Source organism: Gracilimonas sp., from assembly GCF_035704785.1.
Taxonomy (GTDB): Bacteria; Bacteroidota; Rhodothermia; order Balneolales; family Balneolaceae; genus Gracilimonas.
In genome coordinates this window covers 33,177-50,342 of record NZ_DASSWP010000030.1, presented here as the reverse complement: position 1 = coordinate 50,342, position 17,166 = coordinate 33,177, and the positions used below count along the sequence as shown (strand labels likewise).

The window sequence follows — 17,166 nt, the reverse complement described above, 5'->3', positions numbered from 1 at the left end:
TCTGCAATTTATTAGCAAACATGCTTTTGATTAATAATTTGAACTAAACTTATAGAATTTTTCGATGAAAAAAATACATTCAACAGACAAAGCTCCGGCAGCAATCGGCCCTTACAGCCAAGCAACCTCTTATAATGGGACACTTTATTGTTCAGGGCAAATCCCATTAAACCCCAAAACGATGGAATTGGTGGGTAATACGGCTGCAGAACAGGCAGAACAAGTAATGAAAAATCTTGAGGCTGTATTGCTTGAAGCGGGTATTGGTTTTTCCAATGTTTTAAAATGCACCATATTTTTAGCAGATATGGGAGATTTTGCGGCAGTTAATGAAGTCTATGGTGCACGATTTGAAACAGATCCTCCGGCAAGAGAAACAGTAGCTGTTAAAACTTTACCAAAAAATGTGCTTGTTGAGATCAGCTGTATAGCTTATTTGTAGGTATGCTAAAAGCCGGTAATAGTCTGCTCTTGTGAAAAAGAAACGTTATTTCCGGCTTTATCTTCAACATCTATGAGAACCGTATTTATGCTATTAGGTGTAAAATCGGGATGGTAATAAATAAGTAGTTCCTCCTCATAATCATATTCAGCAATTCCTCGCATGCCATTGATGGTAAATACGGCTGAAGCTGAATTTATACCTGAAAGCTCATCCTTTACATCAACAGTGGCGAGCCATTTACCGTATTCTGTTTGATAAATCTTCAAGTTTGAGATACTTGGCGCCTCGTTATCAGGAATTATTATAAACTCTCCAAGTTCAGAGGGATAGGCGTGAACTGTTTTCCCACGCAGCTCTGATTCTATATACGACAGCTCACCATTTGAGCGTTTTTTTCTGAATAAACGATATTTATTTTCTTTTTGAAACATTTCCCCCAAATAAAAGGCCACGTGAAAATCTGATTTTGTAGCAAGCATTTCCGGTTGTATTGAAATATGTATTTCTTCGTTCATCAAAGAGTAAGAAGTGGCAATTGTGAGAGTGTCAAAAAAAGCATTTTTCCTAAACCGAAGGGATAATTTCCGACCTGGAGTGTATATCTTTTGAGCTTGTTCAGGATTTAGTCTGGAAAACTGAATATCAGGTGACTCATCTTTTTGTACTATTATTTGGGAATCAGTCCATTTTAATCCTTTCAGATCTTCATTGAGGTCAATGGTATGGATCAGATCAGGTGATGCCCAATCTTCATGCCAATACCAATTTTCAATTGGTAAATAGGTGACAGGTGAAGCCGTGTTTTCCTTTGTAGAAGGTGAAATTCTTAAGGTTGCTGTTGATCTGTTTCCAAAATAATCTGAAGCAACAATAGTGTAGTTTTTAGCTGTATCAGCCGGCAGAATCTGTGCTTGTGGCTTGTCGATCAAATAAAAGGGATTGTTATGACCCTCTTTTCCGTAAAGTCGCTGATGACCTCTTCTGTCAGAACCAAATGGAGCAATACGATCTAAGAACATTTCACGGTCATCAGAAAAATTAAACGAATTGAGTTCTTGATAAAAAAGAGTGTCCGAATCATGCAACAGGGTGAGTGAATGTACAGCGTAAGCATTGTGAACTTCGTTTGCTCTATCGTATACATTAACGGCTAATCCAACTTCTCCTGAAATATCAATTTCTCCGAAATCATAGTCACCATTATTATTTTGAGAGCGGATGTATTGTGAAACAGGTTTTCCTTTTACCCGACTATCTTCAGTAAGTGGTTCAACTATTAAAGATGAAAAGATGGGAGACAGATCGTCTTTCACGGCCAAATTTGTGGTAAGTGCATTAATTGGGTTATCTAAAGAATCACGTACTTCAAAATGCAAATGTGGTGGTCCAATTCCTGAGGAGCCCGTGAAACCAATAATATCTCCTTGTTCTATAAAAATACCAAGAGAATCCAGTTGAGCGTCCATCTCAAAAGAAAAATCTTTTAGGCGGATCGAATCTGCGATCTCCTGAAATTCATCATTGAATCGCTGAAGATGTGCGTATACAGTATAGGTGTTATCTGCATGTTTTAAATAGATGGCTTTCCCGTAACCCCGTTCGGTTACCAGTAACCGATATAAGATCCCGTCTCTTGAGGCGAAAACCCGGTAACCTTCACGCCCCCATGTTTTGATATCTAATCCTGCATGAAAATGGGCAGACCGGGTTTCTCCAAAGGTGGAGCTAAGATACTGTCCGGAGTCAGTTGGCCAGAGATATTCTTGTGACCAGACATTTGGTACATATGAAAAAAGAAAAATTATTAGGATCAGAAACAGCCGCAAGATTCACCCGATGTTAACAGTTAAAGATTTCACTCCATTATTCAGGAGTACTTCGAGTTTATCTCCTGAGCTGACAGGGCCAACTCCTTCAGGTGTACCTGTAAAAATAAGGTCTCCGGGATGGAGCGTATATATCTTAGAAAGGAAAGTGATAAGATTCGGGATAGGGAAGATCATTTCCGAAGTATTGCCATGTTGTTTAACAAATCCATTCTGGAAAAGTTTAATATCCATGTTATCCGGATTTTCAATTTCAGAGACAGGGGAAAATTCACTTATAGGTGCAAAGTCATCAAATCCTTTTGCTATAGACCATGGGTGCCCCTGTTTTTTGGCCAGTTTCTGAATATCCCGAGCTGTTAAGTCGATCCCAACGCCGTATCCCGCAATATGATCCATGGCTGAACCATGGGATATATTTTTACCGGATTTGGAGATCGCAACTACGACCTCAGCTTCAAAATGAACATCATTACTTTGTATGGGAAGAGAAATAGTGGTGTCATTGTAACAAATAGTGCCTAAAGGTTTTACAAAAACCAAGGGCATCTTTGGAATGGGGCTTCCCATTTCTTTTACATGCTGTTCGTAATTTCTACCAATACAATAAATATTATGTACCGGGATATCGAAACCTGGAATCTTTGGATTTTGCATAGATCTAAGATACAAAAAAAGCCCCTCACATAAATTATATGAGGGGCTCTTAAATTTCTAAAATGAGGATCAGTTTACAGGATCTACATTTACGTGCTTACGGCCACCTGCGCGAACAGCAAAATTTACGGTGCCATCAGATGTTGCGAAAAGTGTATCGTCTCCACCGCGCATTACATTTTCACCCGGGTGAAATTTAGTGCCTCGTTGGCGAATAATGATACCACCGGCACGAACAAATTCTCCGCCGAATTTTTTTACACCAAGTCGTTTTGAGTTGGAATCACGTCCGTTTCTAGTAGAACCTTGACCTTTCTTATGTGCCATAACAGTAAGAGTTTAGTAGTGATAATTATTTTAAAGCTTCAATGAGTTCAGCCTTTCTCAAACTTGAGTATCCTGTAAGGCCTTTTTCTTTAGCAAGTTCTTTAAGTTCAGCTACAGTCATTGAATTCAAATCAGCAGATTCCTCTTTTTTAGGGGCTGATTTTTTAGCTTCTGCCTTCTTCGCAGGTGCTTCGTCTTTTTTAGCTGCTTTCTTTTTGGAACCACCGGATGCGGAAATACTCTCGATTTGAATTTGAGACATTACCTGACGGTGTCCATTCAGCTTTTGATATCCTTTGCGACGTTTTTTCTTGAACACTAATACTTTATCAGCTTTAACAGTATCCAAAATAGTGGCGGAAATTTCTGCTCCTTCTACAACCGGAGTCCCAACATTTACATTTCCTTTGTCATCTTTTATCAGCAACACTTTATCAAATGTAAGCTTTTTACCGTCGGCATTTTGTTTGTCAACAAACAGCACGTCGTTTTCTGCTACTTTGTATTGGTGTCCGCCGATTTCAACTATAGCGTACATAATTGTTTAATTTCTTTCTTTTGCGTTTGATTCAGAGCTTGAAAAGATAAGGGTTACTTGGTACAAAACAAAGCAAATATGAACTGATTAATTCATAAACTTCACTTAAATTGTATGGAAAAGAAAATAAATCACAGATCATGAAAAAATTACCATCTTTACACGAACAGGCTTTTAAATATAAAAATACAAAAAGACTGCAGCATGACGGCGGACGTGCATGGATAAAAGACTCTCAGCTTTATGAGGCCAGAGATGGTGCAAATGGCCGTTTTTTAACTATTAAAGAAGGACTAAAAGTGCCTCACAAGAAAACGACTATTTTAGATGACAAAGATCTATCTACCCATATACCAGATGATTCTCCGTTGCCTTAACTCTTGCAGTTGATCTTAAGCATTAAGCCACTTTAGGGACCGCTCGCTGGAACCCTTGGCGGTTAACGTGTCCGATGTATTTTCCAATAATTCGAACTTCTTCAAATACATCCGGTTCAATAAAAATATCATCATATTCGGGATTTGCCGGCTCAAGCCGTAAACCATTATCATCCCAGTAGATTTTCTTCAGGCTTGTTTCTCCATCATATAAGACTGCACCGATGTCACCATTCTTGACATCTGTATCCATGAGAAGAACAAAATCTCCGTCGTATATCCCAACATCTTTCATGCTAAAACCGGTGACTCTGAGAGCAAATAAGTCCTCCAGGTCGGGAAACAGAGTTTCCATGGTGATGCTCCCAAGGTTAGCTTCAACGGCTTCTTGCAATGAACCGGCAGCGATTAGGCCTCGAACAGGAATACCTCCTTCCTGATCCTCAGATTCACCTAACAGACTTTTCTTTTCCGCAGGCAGATCGTATTCTTCATCATTGCGTTTAACTAAATAGCCTTTCTTGAGTAACGCCTGTATATTTTGGGTAACGCTATTTGGTGATGCATATCCAAAATGATCTGCAATTTCACGGTAAGTTGGCCATACTTCGTACTCTTTTTTATAATCTACAATGAAGTTGAAAAATTCGTGTTGCTTTCGGGTTAAATGTGCATTATCCATGGTCGTCTGTATTTAATGTAAAATATATGTGTAATAAAAGGAGTTTGTGTATGAAGTTCAATAGTGAATGTGTAAAAAATATGTGTGTTATTTTTATGGTGTGTAGCATGCTTACAGTGTTTTTAGGTTGCGAAAGGGAATCGGCTTATGCCACGCTACTAACTGAAGATTATCCGGAATTATATACGCACATCTTTGAAAGAAATGCTGATTCTCTTTTAACATTCACTGACCACCCAAATTCTTTTGTTCGTGAGCAAGCTTGGCGGGGATTAATAAGTACTCCGGTGGACAATATTGATGATTTAATAACCCAAGTGCAGTATCAGAATACCCCTGTTGCATGGAGTGCTCTAAGTAATCAGGAGCTTTCAGAGGATCAATTATCGAGGCTGCGAGATCTTTGGAATACCCGCGCTTCACTTCGAAATGGAATCAGTTTGGTATTAGGTAAACAAGGAGATCAGGCTTCATTGGATTTTTTAGTACGAAACTTCGAAAATTTTATCGACACAGATTTTGAATATGAAACTGCACTGGCCATTAGTCGATTGATGACTGAGCATGAAGTAAACGATTCATCTCAAAAGGTTTTGTTTCGTTATGCTGCAGTGATCGATGAGCCTGAATTATTCAGAGCTTATTTTTATGGGCATTACAGAAATAATAGGGCATTAGAGAGCACGGAAATGCAGCAAACTCTTTGGGAAACCTATGAGTGGACCGATCAGCCTGCTATAAAGCAATATGCAGCGGGGATCTTATTTAATACGGATGCTGAATGGTTTCTCGAACGCTTAGCTATTGATGAAGTATCAAATATGAACGTTCAATTGGCAATTGAGCTTGCTCAACATTCCGGTAAACTTAGCTGGAGTGAGAAATTAGAAGGTCTGTATAGTCAGCTTTTAGAGCACTCAAATCCTGTTGTTAATGAAGTAGCCCTAAGCCAAATAAAGGATCATCCCGAACAGACGAGTGATTTTGATCAGGTAATTATATCAAGCGTGGTCGATAATGAGGAGAAGGAGGCTTCGATTCGGCTTTCGGGCATAATCGCACTAACTGAAAGGTCCAATTATCTGGAGCTGGCTGATTCGCTCTCTGAAGGAAATGAATATTTACTGGTGAAGAAACTGGACATTTATAAAGAGGAATATGATCCTGAAACGTATCTGAATGAGTTAGAGCCATATTTTTCCAGTGAAAATAGAATGGAGACCTTATTTGCTGCTCAATCTTTATCCGGTTGGTGGGGAGAGTTGACTGAGGATCAAAGAGCTATGATAGATTCTGAAAGAGTAAAAGAACTGGCCTTCAGGCTTTTGGAGAAGGGAGATCGATCCATCACCTATGTGACTACAGGACTATTAAGGGAATCAAACTTAGTTGATGACAATGATTATTCTAAATTGGAGGCACTGATTAATACGTATAAATTACCGGAAGATGTGGAAGTATATCAGGCTTTTGGACAATTATTGAGGGATCATTTTCAAGAGCAGTCTAAGCCACTTATCGATTCATTAGCAAAAATTGGAAATACAGCCCTAAACAGTACTTTCCGCCAGCAAGGATGGGAGATTCCGGAGGTGGAAAGTATCTCCAAAGATTTCAGAAACCCTAACTGGCAAAGACTTGCTGAACTTGAATACGGGCCGGTCTGGGTATTAGAAACCCAAAAAGGCACTATTAAAATAGCAATGGATGTACTTTCTGCACCGGCAACCATTTCAGGGATGGATAGCCTTACCATTGCCGGAGCTTATGATGGAATAGCTTTTCACCGGGTTGTTCCAAATTTTGTAATTCAGGGTGGAGATGTAGAAACCGGTGATGGTTTTGGCGGACCTGATTATGTTGTCCCTACTGAAGCTTCTGAAAAAGAGTATAAAAGAGGAAGGGTAGGTATAGCAAGTGCAGGAAGAGATACAGAAGGGAGTCAGTATTTTGTAATGCATCAATGGAAACCTCACTTAAATACGGGATATACCATAATAGGAGAGGTCATTGAGGGAATGGAGGTAGTGGATCAAATTTTAGTTGGTGATAAAGTTGTTCAGGCGTACTGGCAGCAAAATTTGGATGAATGACCTTTTTTGAAGCAAAAAAATCTAATTCACTGAACGCCTTATCTTTTCCGGTACAGATCATTACTCAGGTTAAAACTTGGGCAGAGTACAATTTTACACATTTCTGAACGATTTTAGATAAACAAACCGTTATCTTGGAAGCGTTTCCACAAAACAATTATAAATAGATAGTATTATAAGAACATGGATACCGTTTTAGACCGAGAATTATCATTTGAGCTTACAGACGATCAAAAAATGATCCGTGACAGCGTTAAGGAATTCGTTGAGCGCAATGTAGCACCTACCATTATGGAGAGAGATAACAGCAAAGAATTTCCCCATGAAATAGTTAAGCAACTTGGTGAATTGGGCATGCTTGGGATTTACCATGATGAACAGTACGGAGGCGGCGGATTTGATGTGGTCAGTTTCTGCCTGGTGCTTGAAGAAATTGCCCGATGGGATGCCTCTCTGGCACTAACGGTAGCTTCTCATACTTCACTTGGAACCGGGCATATTGCTTTGGCAGGAAACCACGAGCAGAAAATGAAATACATGCCAGAATTGACTTCTGGTAAAAAACTGGCAGCCTGGTGTTTGACAGAGCCAGGCTCAGGGAGTGATTCTTCGGGAATGAAAACGACGGCTATAAAAAAAGGAGATAAATATATTCTGAATGGCTCAAAGATATTTATCACTCAAGGTTCTGTGGGAGATACCTATGTTGTACTTGCCAAAACCGATCCCAACAAAGGAACCAAAGGAATTTCTGCATTTATAGTAGAGCGTGAGTGGGATGGAGTAAATCCGGGTCCTGGTATGCATAAACTTGGAATGAACTCATCTGACACAACGGAAGTAGTTTTTGAGAACGTGGAAGTGCCTGTCGAAAATCTGCTTGGCGATGAAGGAAAGGGATTTGTTGATACAATGAAAGTTTTGGATGGGGGTCGTGTTGGAATTGCAGCCCTTTCAGTTGGAATAGCCAGAGGCGCATTGGAAGAATCGCTGAAGTATTCTATGGAAAGAAAGCAGTTTGGTACTGAAATAGGTAATTTCCAGTACATAGAAGGTAAAATGGTGGACATGGCCACTGAAATTGAAGCAGCCAGATTATTAGTACTTAGAGCAGCATGGCTCAAAGACACTGGCAAGCCTTACACCACCGAAGCATCTATGGCCAAGTTGTTTGCTTCCGAGCTTTCTGTTCGGGCTGCACTTGATGCTATTCAAATCCATGGTGGTTACGGATATACCAAAGAATACCATGTTGAACGTTTTCTACGAGACTCCAAGCTTATGACGATTGGCGAAGGAACTTCAGAAGTTCAGCGCTTGATCATTGCACGAGAGTTGAAGAAGACACTCGCATAATATTTCTCCGGTGTTTGTTGTTGGAGACCCAAAAGCCTGTATTTCAAATGAGGTACAGGCTTTTGTCTTTTACTTTATCATGTGATGATACAATCCGGACAAACATTTTCTGCATGAACCATATTTTTCTTACTATTCACCATCATCTAAATAGATAAAAAAATCAACCCATGCCTAAAAATCTATTCAACATCGACGATGCTTTTCTTTTTGAATCAGAATTAAATGAAGAAGACCGCCTGATCATGGAAACGGCTCGTGATTATGCCCAATCGAAATTGGAGCCGCGAGCACTCAAAGGAAATACCGAAGAATATTTTGACCAAAGTATTGCCCGTGAAATGGGAGAAATGGGATTGCTCGGCGTGACGATCCCGGAAGAGTACGGCGGATCGGAAGCAAGCTATACGGCTTATGGTTTGATCGCCCGGGAAGTGGAAAGAGTCGACTCCGGTTACCGCTCATTTATGAGCGTGCAATCGTCATTGGTGATGTACCCGATCTCAGAGTTTGGTACTGAAGAACAAAAGCAAAAATTCCTTCCAAAACTGGCTTCCGGAGAAATGATAGGCTGCTTTGGATTGACAGAACCTGATCACGGTTCAGATCCGGGTTCTATGGTAACCACGGCTGTAAAGACTGATGGAGGCTGGAAGTTGAACGGAGCCAAAATGTGGATCACTAATTCACCCATAGCGGATGTTGCTGTAGTTTGGGCGAAAGCAAAAGAAGACCCAAAGGAAGAAGGTGTTATAAGAGGCTTTTTGGTAGAAAAAGGCATGAAAGGATTTTCAGCTCCGCACACCAAATACAAAATGAGTTTGCGAGCATCTGAGACCGGTGAATTGGTTTTTGATGATGTGTTTGTACCCGATGAAAATGCGTTTCCTGATATAAAAGGACTTAAAGGGCCGTTCATGTGTTTGAATTCAGCTCGATACGGAATAGCCTGGGGAACAGTTGGAGCTGCTGAGTTCTGTTATCAGCGGGCACGTCAATATGTATTAGACCGCAAGCAATTTGGGAAGCCATTAGCTGCCAATCAGCTTATACAAACGAAACTGGCAAACATGCTTACCGACATCACTTCCATGCAAATGCTTGTTTCAAGATTAGGCAAGCTGAAAGATGAAGGGCGTGACCATCCTTCAATGACTTCCCTTGCAAAGCGCCATAATTGTGGAAAAGCCCTCGAAATTTCACGCATCTCCAGAGATATGCATGGCGGAAACGGTATTGTTGGGGAATACCGTGTAATTCATCATGTTATGAATCTGGAATCTGTGAATACCTATGAAGGCACGTACGATATTCATGGACTGATCTTGGGCCGTGAGATCACCGGTATTCAGGCCTTCACTCCTAAAGGAAATGATTAAGAGGCAAGATATTAGAGGATCTTTTTTCTGAAATTTTGCTTCCATTCAATTACCTTAGGCAGGCAATTTCCATATAAGTATGCATGGATTTAAAAAATAAGCTTTTAGAAAATACAGAGGACTTGATCGGAATCACTAAGCCGATTCCAGATCCGCAATTCAATATGAAGGCTGAAGAGGATACATGGTCGGTTGCGGATGTATTCGAACACCTTTATCGTTCAGAATATGGGATACCCCGCTTGTTAACCGGTAAAACAACAAAAGAAATTGATCGGGCTGTTGATGCCAATCTTGAGTTGATGAGGGAACAGTTTTTGAAATCGGATACGAAAATGAAGGCTTCCGGAGTTATTCTTCCCACCGAGGGAGAAAAATCAAAAGAGGATCTTATTTTTAAATTTCATGAAAACCGAAAAAAAATAGCAGAATTGAGCCAGGAATTAGATCCCGGTGAATTGTGTCTCGCATTTAAGCATCCTGTTTATGGATTTTTAACGCGATTGGAATGGGTTCATTTTAACATAATCCACACCCGGCGTCATATTAAACAGATCAAGAGAATCCTCTCTCAGCTAAATTGAATTTTTGAATAAAATGAGTACAACTAATAAGGACTATTTATCAAAATGAAGATAGCAAGCAGCATTTCATTGGTATTATTGACACTGATTTTCTGGGAGGGTGGATTAAACGCACAAAATATATCCCGAGAGCAGATAGTATTCAGAAGTGGTGAAAATGTATTAAGTGGTACTTTGGTTCTTCCTGATTCTGCCGAAAATGTGCCCATTATTATTTTTATGGGAGGCATGTATGAATGGGGTGATTTTCATCCACAGCGAGAAATTTTTATTGAGGAAAACCTGGAAGCGGTTTTTCCAAGAGCAGGAGTAGGTGTTTTTTATTATGATCCCAGAGGAGTTGGAGATTCCGAAGGCAGATGGAGTCGTGCTACTTTGAGTGATTTTGCAAAAGATGCATTGGCTGCTGTCTCATTTTTAAAGCAACGTAAAGAAGTTGATCCTACCCGTATAGGAATCATTGGACATGGTGAAGATGGATGGGTTGCACAAATTGTTGCGGCAACAGCACCCGAAGACGTTAAATTTATGGTCTCTGTTGCAGGGCCTACATTTGATCCTACCCGGCAGCTTATTAATGAATATCACAGTGAGTACGTGTGCAATGGAGCGGACAGTACGTTAGCATATAATAAGGCAGTACAGAAAGCTCAATCGCATCAAAACTGGGTTTCAATGATAGCTATAACCAAGAAATGGCGTCATATGAAGATGAAACTCGGTTTTGACCCTGCTCAATATCTTAAAGAAATAACCATTCCTACATTATTCCTTTTTGGTGAAAGCGATGGAAGTGTATATCCATCCTGGGCTATGGAAGAGTTAAATATGATTTTCCCGGATTCTTTACCTTCAAATTTTACTACTTATAGCATAGCCGGAGCTAACCATTACTTTCATGTTGTCTCTCCGTGTTATGACTATGATGAGGAGAGCTCAAATGTCGGGCGCAACTTTTCATTTCGATTTAAAGAAGTATTCCAGGATTGGATATTTGAGAATTTGTAGACCAGTTTATTGACCTAAACTTTAGAAAGGATGCGACTATTAAACCATTGATTTATTAATCAATTTATTACTGCAACTAAGGCCGCAAAATCTCTATCTTAAGTATAGCTTAATAAAGTAAAATATGATCTGGGAAAACTCACTTTATCTTTGGTTGTTATCATTAATACCTGTAGCCATTGTACTGCTTTGGTGGAAATCGGTTAGGGTACGGGATTTACAGAAAAAGTATTTTAGCCCTGAACTTTTCAATTCCTTAAGAAAAGGGTACTGGTCATTAGGGAACCGCCTTAAAAATATTTCGATGCTTGCGGGTTTATTTTTTCTAATTGTGGCTTTTGCCGGTCCAAAAATTGGTACTGAAGTTCGTGAGATCAAAAGGGAGGGAATTGATATGTTGGTGGCACTTGATTTGTCAGCAAGCATGAATGCAGAAGATGTACGCCCCAGCCGGTTGGAAAAGGCCAAGTTTGAGATAAATCGTTTGATCGAAAGGCTTCATGGAGACCGGGTTGGACTAGTCGTTTTTACCGGAGAGGCCTACCTCCAAAGTCCTATGACCCTTGATTATTCTGCATTACGCCTGTTCTTAGATATCGCGGATACTGAACAAATGCCAAGTTCAGCAACGGATTTTAAGTCTGCGATGGAAACATCTCTTGAGGCTTTTTCAGCGCTTGAAGAAAATGGGACTGATGCCGCTAAAGTCTTGTTGATCATTTCTGATGGTGAAGATCATGGGCAATCTTATGATGAGGCACTTGAAAAATTGATCTCGGAAGATATTTTAATATATACCTTAGGTGTAGGAACAAATGAAGGAACGACTATACCTTTATACGAAGAAGGGACCGACAGGATCATTGGGTATAAACGAGATAATAATGGACAGGTTGTAACTACCCAGCTTCAAAGCCAAACTTTAAGAAATATAGCTAAAAAAGGTAATGGGGAATACTATTCCATAGAACGGGGAAATGATGGCATCGATGCATTTTTAGCACGCATGGATGACCTTGAAAAAGGTGAATTCGCATCTCAAGAATACGCAGATTATAAAAACCAATATCAATGGATGGGAGCATTAGCTCTTTTATTCATTGTAATTTCAATGATCATTCCCTCATACTCTTCCAGAAAAGAATAACAGATTAATTAACTTTTATATAAACTACGCATGTCAGAAAAGGAAAGGCAGTTTCAAAGAATTGAAGAGAAATTAAAAGAGCAGGGTTTTAAAATTACAGATCAGGACTTTGATCGCCCCTGGGGTGGCTTTTTTGTAATTGATGACAGTCAGGCTAAAAAATTCATAGAAACATATTTCAATGATGTTGAAATGGGAGAGATCAATATTTCAGGAAGATTAAGCCCTAAGATCTTATTGGTAGAACCGGGAAAGAGATTGTCTTGGCAATACCATCATCGCAGGGCAGAACTGTGGCAGGTTCTAAACGGTCCGGTGGGAGTAATTCGAAGTATTACGGACGAGCAAAAGAAAGTGAAGGAATATAATACAGGTGATCGTATTACCTTGAAGCAAGGAGAGCGTCATCGTTTGGTAGGCCTTGAAAATTGGGGGGTAATTGCTGAAATATGGCAACATATATATGCTGACCACCCCTCAAATGAGAAAGATATTGTGCGGCTTGAAGATGATTTTGGGAGATAGGTATATTTTTCTATGATAAAGCTATTCATTACAGACTTAGACGGTTGTGTAACACATCCATTTCTCAGTCCTGATTGGAAGGCGGTTACGCGTATTAAAGAATTGAGCCGCCTGAGTAAGGAGGATAAAAATATTCCTGCACTAACAATCTGTTCCGGGCGTCCTTTTCCATATGTAGAAGCTATAGGGCAGTGGCTTGATGTAGATCTCCCAATGCTATTCGAAAGTGGAGGAGGCATATATGATATTAAAACCAACGAGATCACCTGGAATCCGCATTTTGATAATGAGGCTAAACAGGCAGTTGCAGAGATCAAGGAATGGTTAGAAGGAACGCTTATTAAAAATTATAAGGGTACTTATCCTGAGTTTGCCAAATATACCGATGCCGGATTAGTTAACCCTGATACATCAAAAATTACGCTAATGCATCAGGAAGTTCTGAACCATGTTGGTGATAAATATCCCATGTTTGAGGTCCACGCTACCGATGTTTCTGTCAATATCATTTTAAAGAAAGCGAATAAGGGAGAAGGGATACGGTTTCTCAGTGAGAAATTAGAAATTGATCTAAATGAAATAGCTTATATAGGCGATAGCAGTGGAGATATACCGGGTCTAAGTATAGTTGGTAAATCTTTTGCGCCAATTAATGCTAAAAGCTTTATTAGAGATAAAGTAGATACTGTCACAAGAGAAGCGACTGAAGGGGTGCTTGAGGTGTACGAGCAATTGATCGCTTATAACAGAGGTTTGTAATTTTTATTTAAAAAAGACCGAATAAAACGGTAAAGCCTTTACTGGATCTCACGTTCTTGAAGTCGTTTCAACAGTTCAAAGTAGTTTTCGATCAAACGCTGATAATCCGGAGAATATTTAGTGAAATTTGGATCATTAAGGCGATTTTGTATTTGCTTTTCGAGTTCTTCAAGCGTCAATTCAGGGGGGGTGCTTCTATTAAGATCTTCAGCTATAGATCCCTCTCTTTTATCTTCTTCATCACGTTCTTGCATTGCTTGTTCCGCGTCAAGCATACGGGATAGAATATTTTGCTGTCTTTCGATCAAAATTGGATCGGTAGCACCACCCCGCAAGTCATTGATAGTATCCTCCATATCTTCGATCATTCGCTCTAGCTCACTGCCGATTTTATCTCCGCTAAAATCACCGTTTTGCTGTAGCTCTTGCAGTTGTTTTCGAATTTGATTCTGTTGTCTGGCGATTTGATCCAGTCTTTCCATTTGATCCTGAGAAAGCCGGTCTCCCTGAATATCATTGATCATTTCCTGCATCATCTGGTTTAGCTGTTGCTGCTGTTCTCCGGATTGTTGAAGCTGTTCGATCATTTGCTGCATCGACATCCCTCCCGCACCACCTCCGCCTTCACCTTCAGAATTTTGAAGCTGTTCCAACAGATTGGCTACCATGAATGAGATCTCATTAATTCCACCTAAAGCCTGCCTTGATGCAACAGATGACTGACTCCTGTTACGTTCCGACATTTGTTCAAGCGATCGTTGAAGTCGTTCTTTAACTTCAAGTTTCTTTTTGTTGATGTCATTTGAGAATTGCGGGATCTGTGATGACAATTGAAAAAGGGAATCCGAGATGGAAGTAAAAATACCTTCCACATTACTTTGATCCCGGGCATAAGTTACATATGCCTGACTTCGGTTTTCAGTGGAAGAAGCAAGCGTTGTCAGGTCCTCCTGCTCAAGCGACAAATTAAGAAGGGAATACAACACATATCGCAGTCCTGCAATATTAATATTCATTTGGTTTTGGTATATACTGTCCATGAGCTTTTGAGTGTCTTCAGCCAATTTCTGATATCTCTGTTGTCGGTTTCCTTCTTGTTCTTCCGAATTATTTTTATCTGCAGAATCTGATTCAGATTCTTGCTTTTCTGCTTCTGATGCTGATTCGTTATCCTCTTTTGTTTCTTCTGATAAACGATCTAACTCTTCATTGGTATTTTGCTGATATTCGTTAACTGCTTGTTGATTATTCTCTGTAGTATTTTCAGAAAGAGAATTTACTTGTTCTTTGAGTTTTTCAATCTCTTCAAGCGACCTTTTCTGTTGCTCATCTATTAGCTCAGTGGGCTGATTTTGATCGCTTTGGGCCTGTTCCTCTTCTTTTCGGGCCATATCCTCAAAAGACTTGACAAGTTTGTCCAAATCAGAGTTTAATTTTATTTGCTTGAATAATTCAATGGTTCGTTGCAGTCGTTCTTTATAGAGTTCTTCGTTAAACTCGAGGTTCTCCATGGCCTCTCTCATCTGCTCAGGACTCATTTGTGCCATCTGTTCCTGCAATTTTCTCAAGGCTTCCCGGTAAGCAGGGTCATCAATTTCCTCCATTAACTTTTGAAGCTCATCGTATGCTTTTTGAGTCTCTTCAGAAAGCATATCGTCTTTATTTAGTTCATCTTTAAGCTCTTTAAATTTCTGGTTCAGTTCTTCAATTCTTTTTTGAACCTCTTCCTGCTGCTTTTGAACCTGTTCTAGCTCTCGTTTTTCCTCATATCCTGTACTTTCAGGATCATTCTTCATCTGTTCTTTAAAGCGTTCATACTGCTCCTGGGTCTGTTCAAAAGCCTTAGAGATGTCAGTCAGATCTGTTTCAATCTCATCTTCTTTTTGATCGATATCTTCAAAATAGTCAACGAGTGAAGGTACTTCGAGAATGATGGACTGTGAACTGGAAGATTTATATCCATTGTATTCGTCATTGTCCTGAACAGTAATCGAAAATGTAAGTACATCCAGCGGTTTTAAATTAAGTTCGTTCAGATTCCAAACGTAGGAATTCAAGCTACCTATTGAAGGAGTGTTGAGCGATATTGTACCCGTTACGGGTTCCTCCGTATAAGCTCTTCTGAGTTCATAACTCAAAGCTGCGGCAGTAAGTCCAAAGTCATCAGTAGCTCGATAAAGGAGGTTGATCTCTTCGGGATTAACTTCCTGTAGATTTTGTTCAGGCTCTATTATCTCTGCCAGGGGATATTCATCAGGCTGTGGAGATACAATTATCTGGAAAGGGTTTTTGTTTGTAAGCCCTTTTTTGTCTTCAATATAGAACCTTAAGGTATCGGCATCTTCAATTTCCAGATCGTAAGTGAAGGTACTGTCCTGATTGGTGGGTAGATCTAAAAATTCATTTCCTGAATATAATTGTAGAGATGAAATTTCCTTATTAAGCTCACCGGAAAGCTTTAATATTGAACCCTGATATGCCCTGATCTGAGAAACAGGATAAGAGATCATAGATGAATCGAGTTCGGTATATACCGGAGGAATTATAGCAGCTTGAAGTTGTGTGAATCTGGGCCTGAGTTGCACATTGGCACTGAAAATTTCACTTTTATAGCCATCCATTTCTATATAATATTCCAGATCATTATTCAGCTTCTGAGGAATAGAGCTGAAGATGGTTCCAGAATGTTCCATAACACGGGTTCGGTATTCTTCCTCAACCGAGGTCTTAATCCTTAACACTGTATTTTCGGGAATAAGCTCTCCTTTGAATGCGATATCAACTTTAAAAGGAGTTCCTTGTTCTAAAGTGATATCACCGGGAGATATAGTGAAGCTGAATGGATTAGGTTTTTCATAGCCTTTCCAAAACGTAAAAGTTCTTTGGGCAGCATTATTAAAATTAAAAGAAGTGATCCCTAAAATTATAAATGCAGCAACTCCTAAATTCAAAAACTGTTTATAGTGGCTATAACTTTCGGAGGACCTTAGGTATTCAGAGAGAGAATTCTCCAGCCTGTCGGTTTTAATTTTACTAAGATTCTGTAAAACAGCAGCATCAATCAGCGCGCGGTTTCCGCCACCGGATTTTTCAAGATCAAGAGTATCCTTGAGTTCAGGAAGCTTGCTTTTCCGGCTGAATTCACGATAAAATTCAGTGAATTCAAGCGATTTGGAAGCCTTCTTTCCCATCCGGTAGGAGGTAATCGAAGCGATCAGGATCGAAAATAGCAGCGTGGTCTTTGTGACAATAGAAAGGTAGATAACATTCTCGGCAATGATCAAGGCTGTAAATCCGGCAAATAGTATCAGAAATGACCGAAGCAAAATGGTCCCGCTTCTTTTAGAAAGAAGGGTATCAAAAGCTGAATGAAGTAGCTTCTGAACTTTATCGGTTGAGTTATGTGGTCCGGTTTTTTCCATTGATTGCTATAAGCGAGACAGGGTGTTGTAAAACCCCGTTG

At 39.8% G+C, this 17,166-nt stretch carries 16 protein-coding genes; 10 read left to right on the top strand and 6 right to left on the bottom strand.

All coding sequences use genetic code 11. The features are described from left to right. Nucleotides 1–64: 64 nt before the first annotated feature. Nucleotides 65–442: a RidA family protein gene (locus VFM80_RS01775; protein WP_395068945.1), complete on the top strand. Its 378-nt coding sequence runs from the start codon at nucleotides 65–67 to the stop codon at nucleotides 440–442. A 5-nt stretch (nucleotides 443–447) separates the two neighbouring features. Here the strand turns inward: VFM80_RS01775 and VFM80_RS01770 are convergent, their stop codons facing one another. The 4 genes from VFM80_RS01770 to rplU form a co-directional block, all read right to left on the bottom strand. Continuing rightward, the gene (locus VFM80_RS01770) at nucleotides 448–2,271 is read right to left on the bottom strand and encodes a M23 family metallopeptidase (RefSeq protein WP_395068943.1); all 1,824 of its coding nucleotides are present in this window, start codon (nucleotides 2,269–2,271) and stop codon (nucleotides 448–450) included. A gap of 3 nt (nucleotides 2,272–2,274) precedes the next feature. Continuing rightward, the gene (locus VFM80_RS01765) at nucleotides 2,275–2,928 is read right to left on the bottom strand and encodes a fumarylacetoacetate hydrolase family protein (protein ID WP_395068941.1); all 654 of its coding nucleotides are present in this window, start codon (nucleotides 2,926–2,928) and stop codon (nucleotides 2,275–2,277) included. Nucleotides 2,929–2,997: 69 nt separating this feature from the next. Continuing rightward, nucleotides 2,998–3,255: a 50S ribosomal protein L27 gene (gene rpmA / locus VFM80_RS01760; protein ID WP_395068939.1), complete on the bottom strand. Its 258-nt coding sequence runs from the start codon at nucleotides 3,253–3,255 to the stop codon at nucleotides 2,998–3,000. Between the two features lie 25 nt (nucleotides 3,256–3,280). Beyond that, the gene (gene rplU, locus VFM80_RS01755; RefSeq protein ID WP_395068937.1) at nucleotides 3,281–3,793 is read right to left on the bottom strand and encodes a 50S ribosomal protein L21; all 513 of its coding nucleotides are present in this window, start codon (nucleotides 3,791–3,793) and stop codon (nucleotides 3,281–3,283) included. Nucleotides 3,794–3,933: 140 nt separating this feature from the next. Between rplU and VFM80_RS01750 the strand changes: the two genes are divergently transcribed. Beyond that, nucleotides 3,934–4,170 carry a hypothetical protein gene (locus VFM80_RS01750; protein ID WP_395068935.1) on the top strand — a complete coding sequence of 79 codons (237 nt, stop codon included), beginning with the start codon at nucleotides 3,934–3,936 and terminating at the stop codon, nucleotides 4,168–4,170. Nucleotides 4,171–4,192: 22 nt separating this feature from the next. On the opposite strand, the gene lexA is transcribed toward VFM80_RS01750, so the two are convergent. Next, nucleotides 4,193–4,852 (bottom strand): transcriptional repressor LexA, encoded by a 660-nt coding sequence (gene lexA, locus VFM80_RS01745; RefSeq protein ID WP_395068933.1) that lies wholly within the window; start codon nucleotides 4,850–4,852, stop codon nucleotides 4,193–4,195. 107 nt (nucleotides 4,853–4,959) lie between these two features. Here lexA and VFM80_RS01740 point away from each other — a divergent pair, with 107 nt between their 5' ends. The 8 genes from VFM80_RS01740 (at nucleotide 4,960) to VFM80_RS01705 (ending at nucleotide 13,703) form a co-directional block, all read left to right on the top strand. Further along, nucleotides 4,960–6,945: a peptidylprolyl isomerase gene (locus VFM80_RS01740; RefSeq protein WP_395068931.1), complete on the top strand. Its 1,986-nt coding sequence runs from the start codon at nucleotides 4,960–4,962 to the stop codon at nucleotides 6,943–6,945. 183 nt (nucleotides 6,946–7,128) lie between these two features. Continuing rightward, nucleotides 7,129–8,301: an acyl-CoA dehydrogenase family protein gene (locus tag VFM80_RS01735; protein WP_395068929.1), complete on the top strand. Its 1,173-nt coding sequence runs from the start codon at nucleotides 7,129–7,131 to the stop codon at nucleotides 8,299–8,301. Nucleotides 8,302–8,471: 170 nt separating this feature from the next. Further along, a complete protein-coding gene (locus VFM80_RS01730) occupies nucleotides 8,472–9,680 on the top strand; it encodes an acyl-CoA dehydrogenase (RefSeq protein WP_395068927.1) in 1,209 nt (402 codons plus the stop codon). Between the two features lie 83 nt (nucleotides 9,681–9,763). Then, nucleotides 9,764–10,264 carry a DinB family protein gene (locus VFM80_RS01725; RefSeq protein ID WP_395068925.1) on the top strand — a complete coding sequence of 167 codons (501 nt, stop codon included), beginning with the start codon at nucleotides 9,764–9,766 and terminating at the stop codon, nucleotides 10,262–10,264. A 45-nt stretch (nucleotides 10,265–10,309) separates the two neighbouring features. Further along, nucleotides 10,310–11,272: an alpha/beta hydrolase family protein gene (locus VFM80_RS01720; RefSeq protein ID WP_395068923.1), complete on the top strand. Its 963-nt coding sequence runs from the start codon at nucleotides 10,310–10,312 to the stop codon at nucleotides 11,270–11,272. 124 nt (nucleotides 11,273–11,396) lie between these two features. Beyond that, nucleotides 11,397–12,419 carry a vWA domain-containing protein gene (locus tag VFM80_RS01715; protein ID WP_395068921.1) on the top strand — a complete coding sequence of 341 codons (1,023 nt, stop codon included), beginning with the start codon at nucleotides 11,397–11,399 and terminating at the stop codon, nucleotides 12,417–12,419. A 30-nt stretch (nucleotides 12,420–12,449) separates the two neighbouring features. Then, complete coding sequence (locus VFM80_RS01710) at nucleotides 12,450–12,944, top strand: phosphoheptose isomerase (RefSeq protein WP_395068919.1); 495 nt, start codon at nucleotides 12,450–12,452, stop codon at nucleotides 12,942–12,944. A gap of 12 nt (nucleotides 12,945–12,956) precedes the next feature. Continuing rightward, nucleotides 12,957–13,703, top strand: a complete 747-nt coding sequence (locus tag VFM80_RS01705) for an HAD family hydrolase (RefSeq protein WP_395068917.1) — start codon at nucleotides 12,957–12,959, stop codon at nucleotides 13,701–13,703. A 38-nt stretch (nucleotides 13,704–13,741) separates the two neighbouring features. On the opposite strand, the gene VFM80_RS01700 is transcribed toward VFM80_RS01705, so the two are convergent. After that, a complete protein-coding gene (locus VFM80_RS01700) occupies nucleotides 13,742–17,125 on the bottom strand; it encodes a DUF4175 family protein (protein WP_395068915.1) in 3,384 nt (1,127 codons plus the stop codon). Nucleotides 17,126–17,166: the final 41 nt, after the last annotated feature.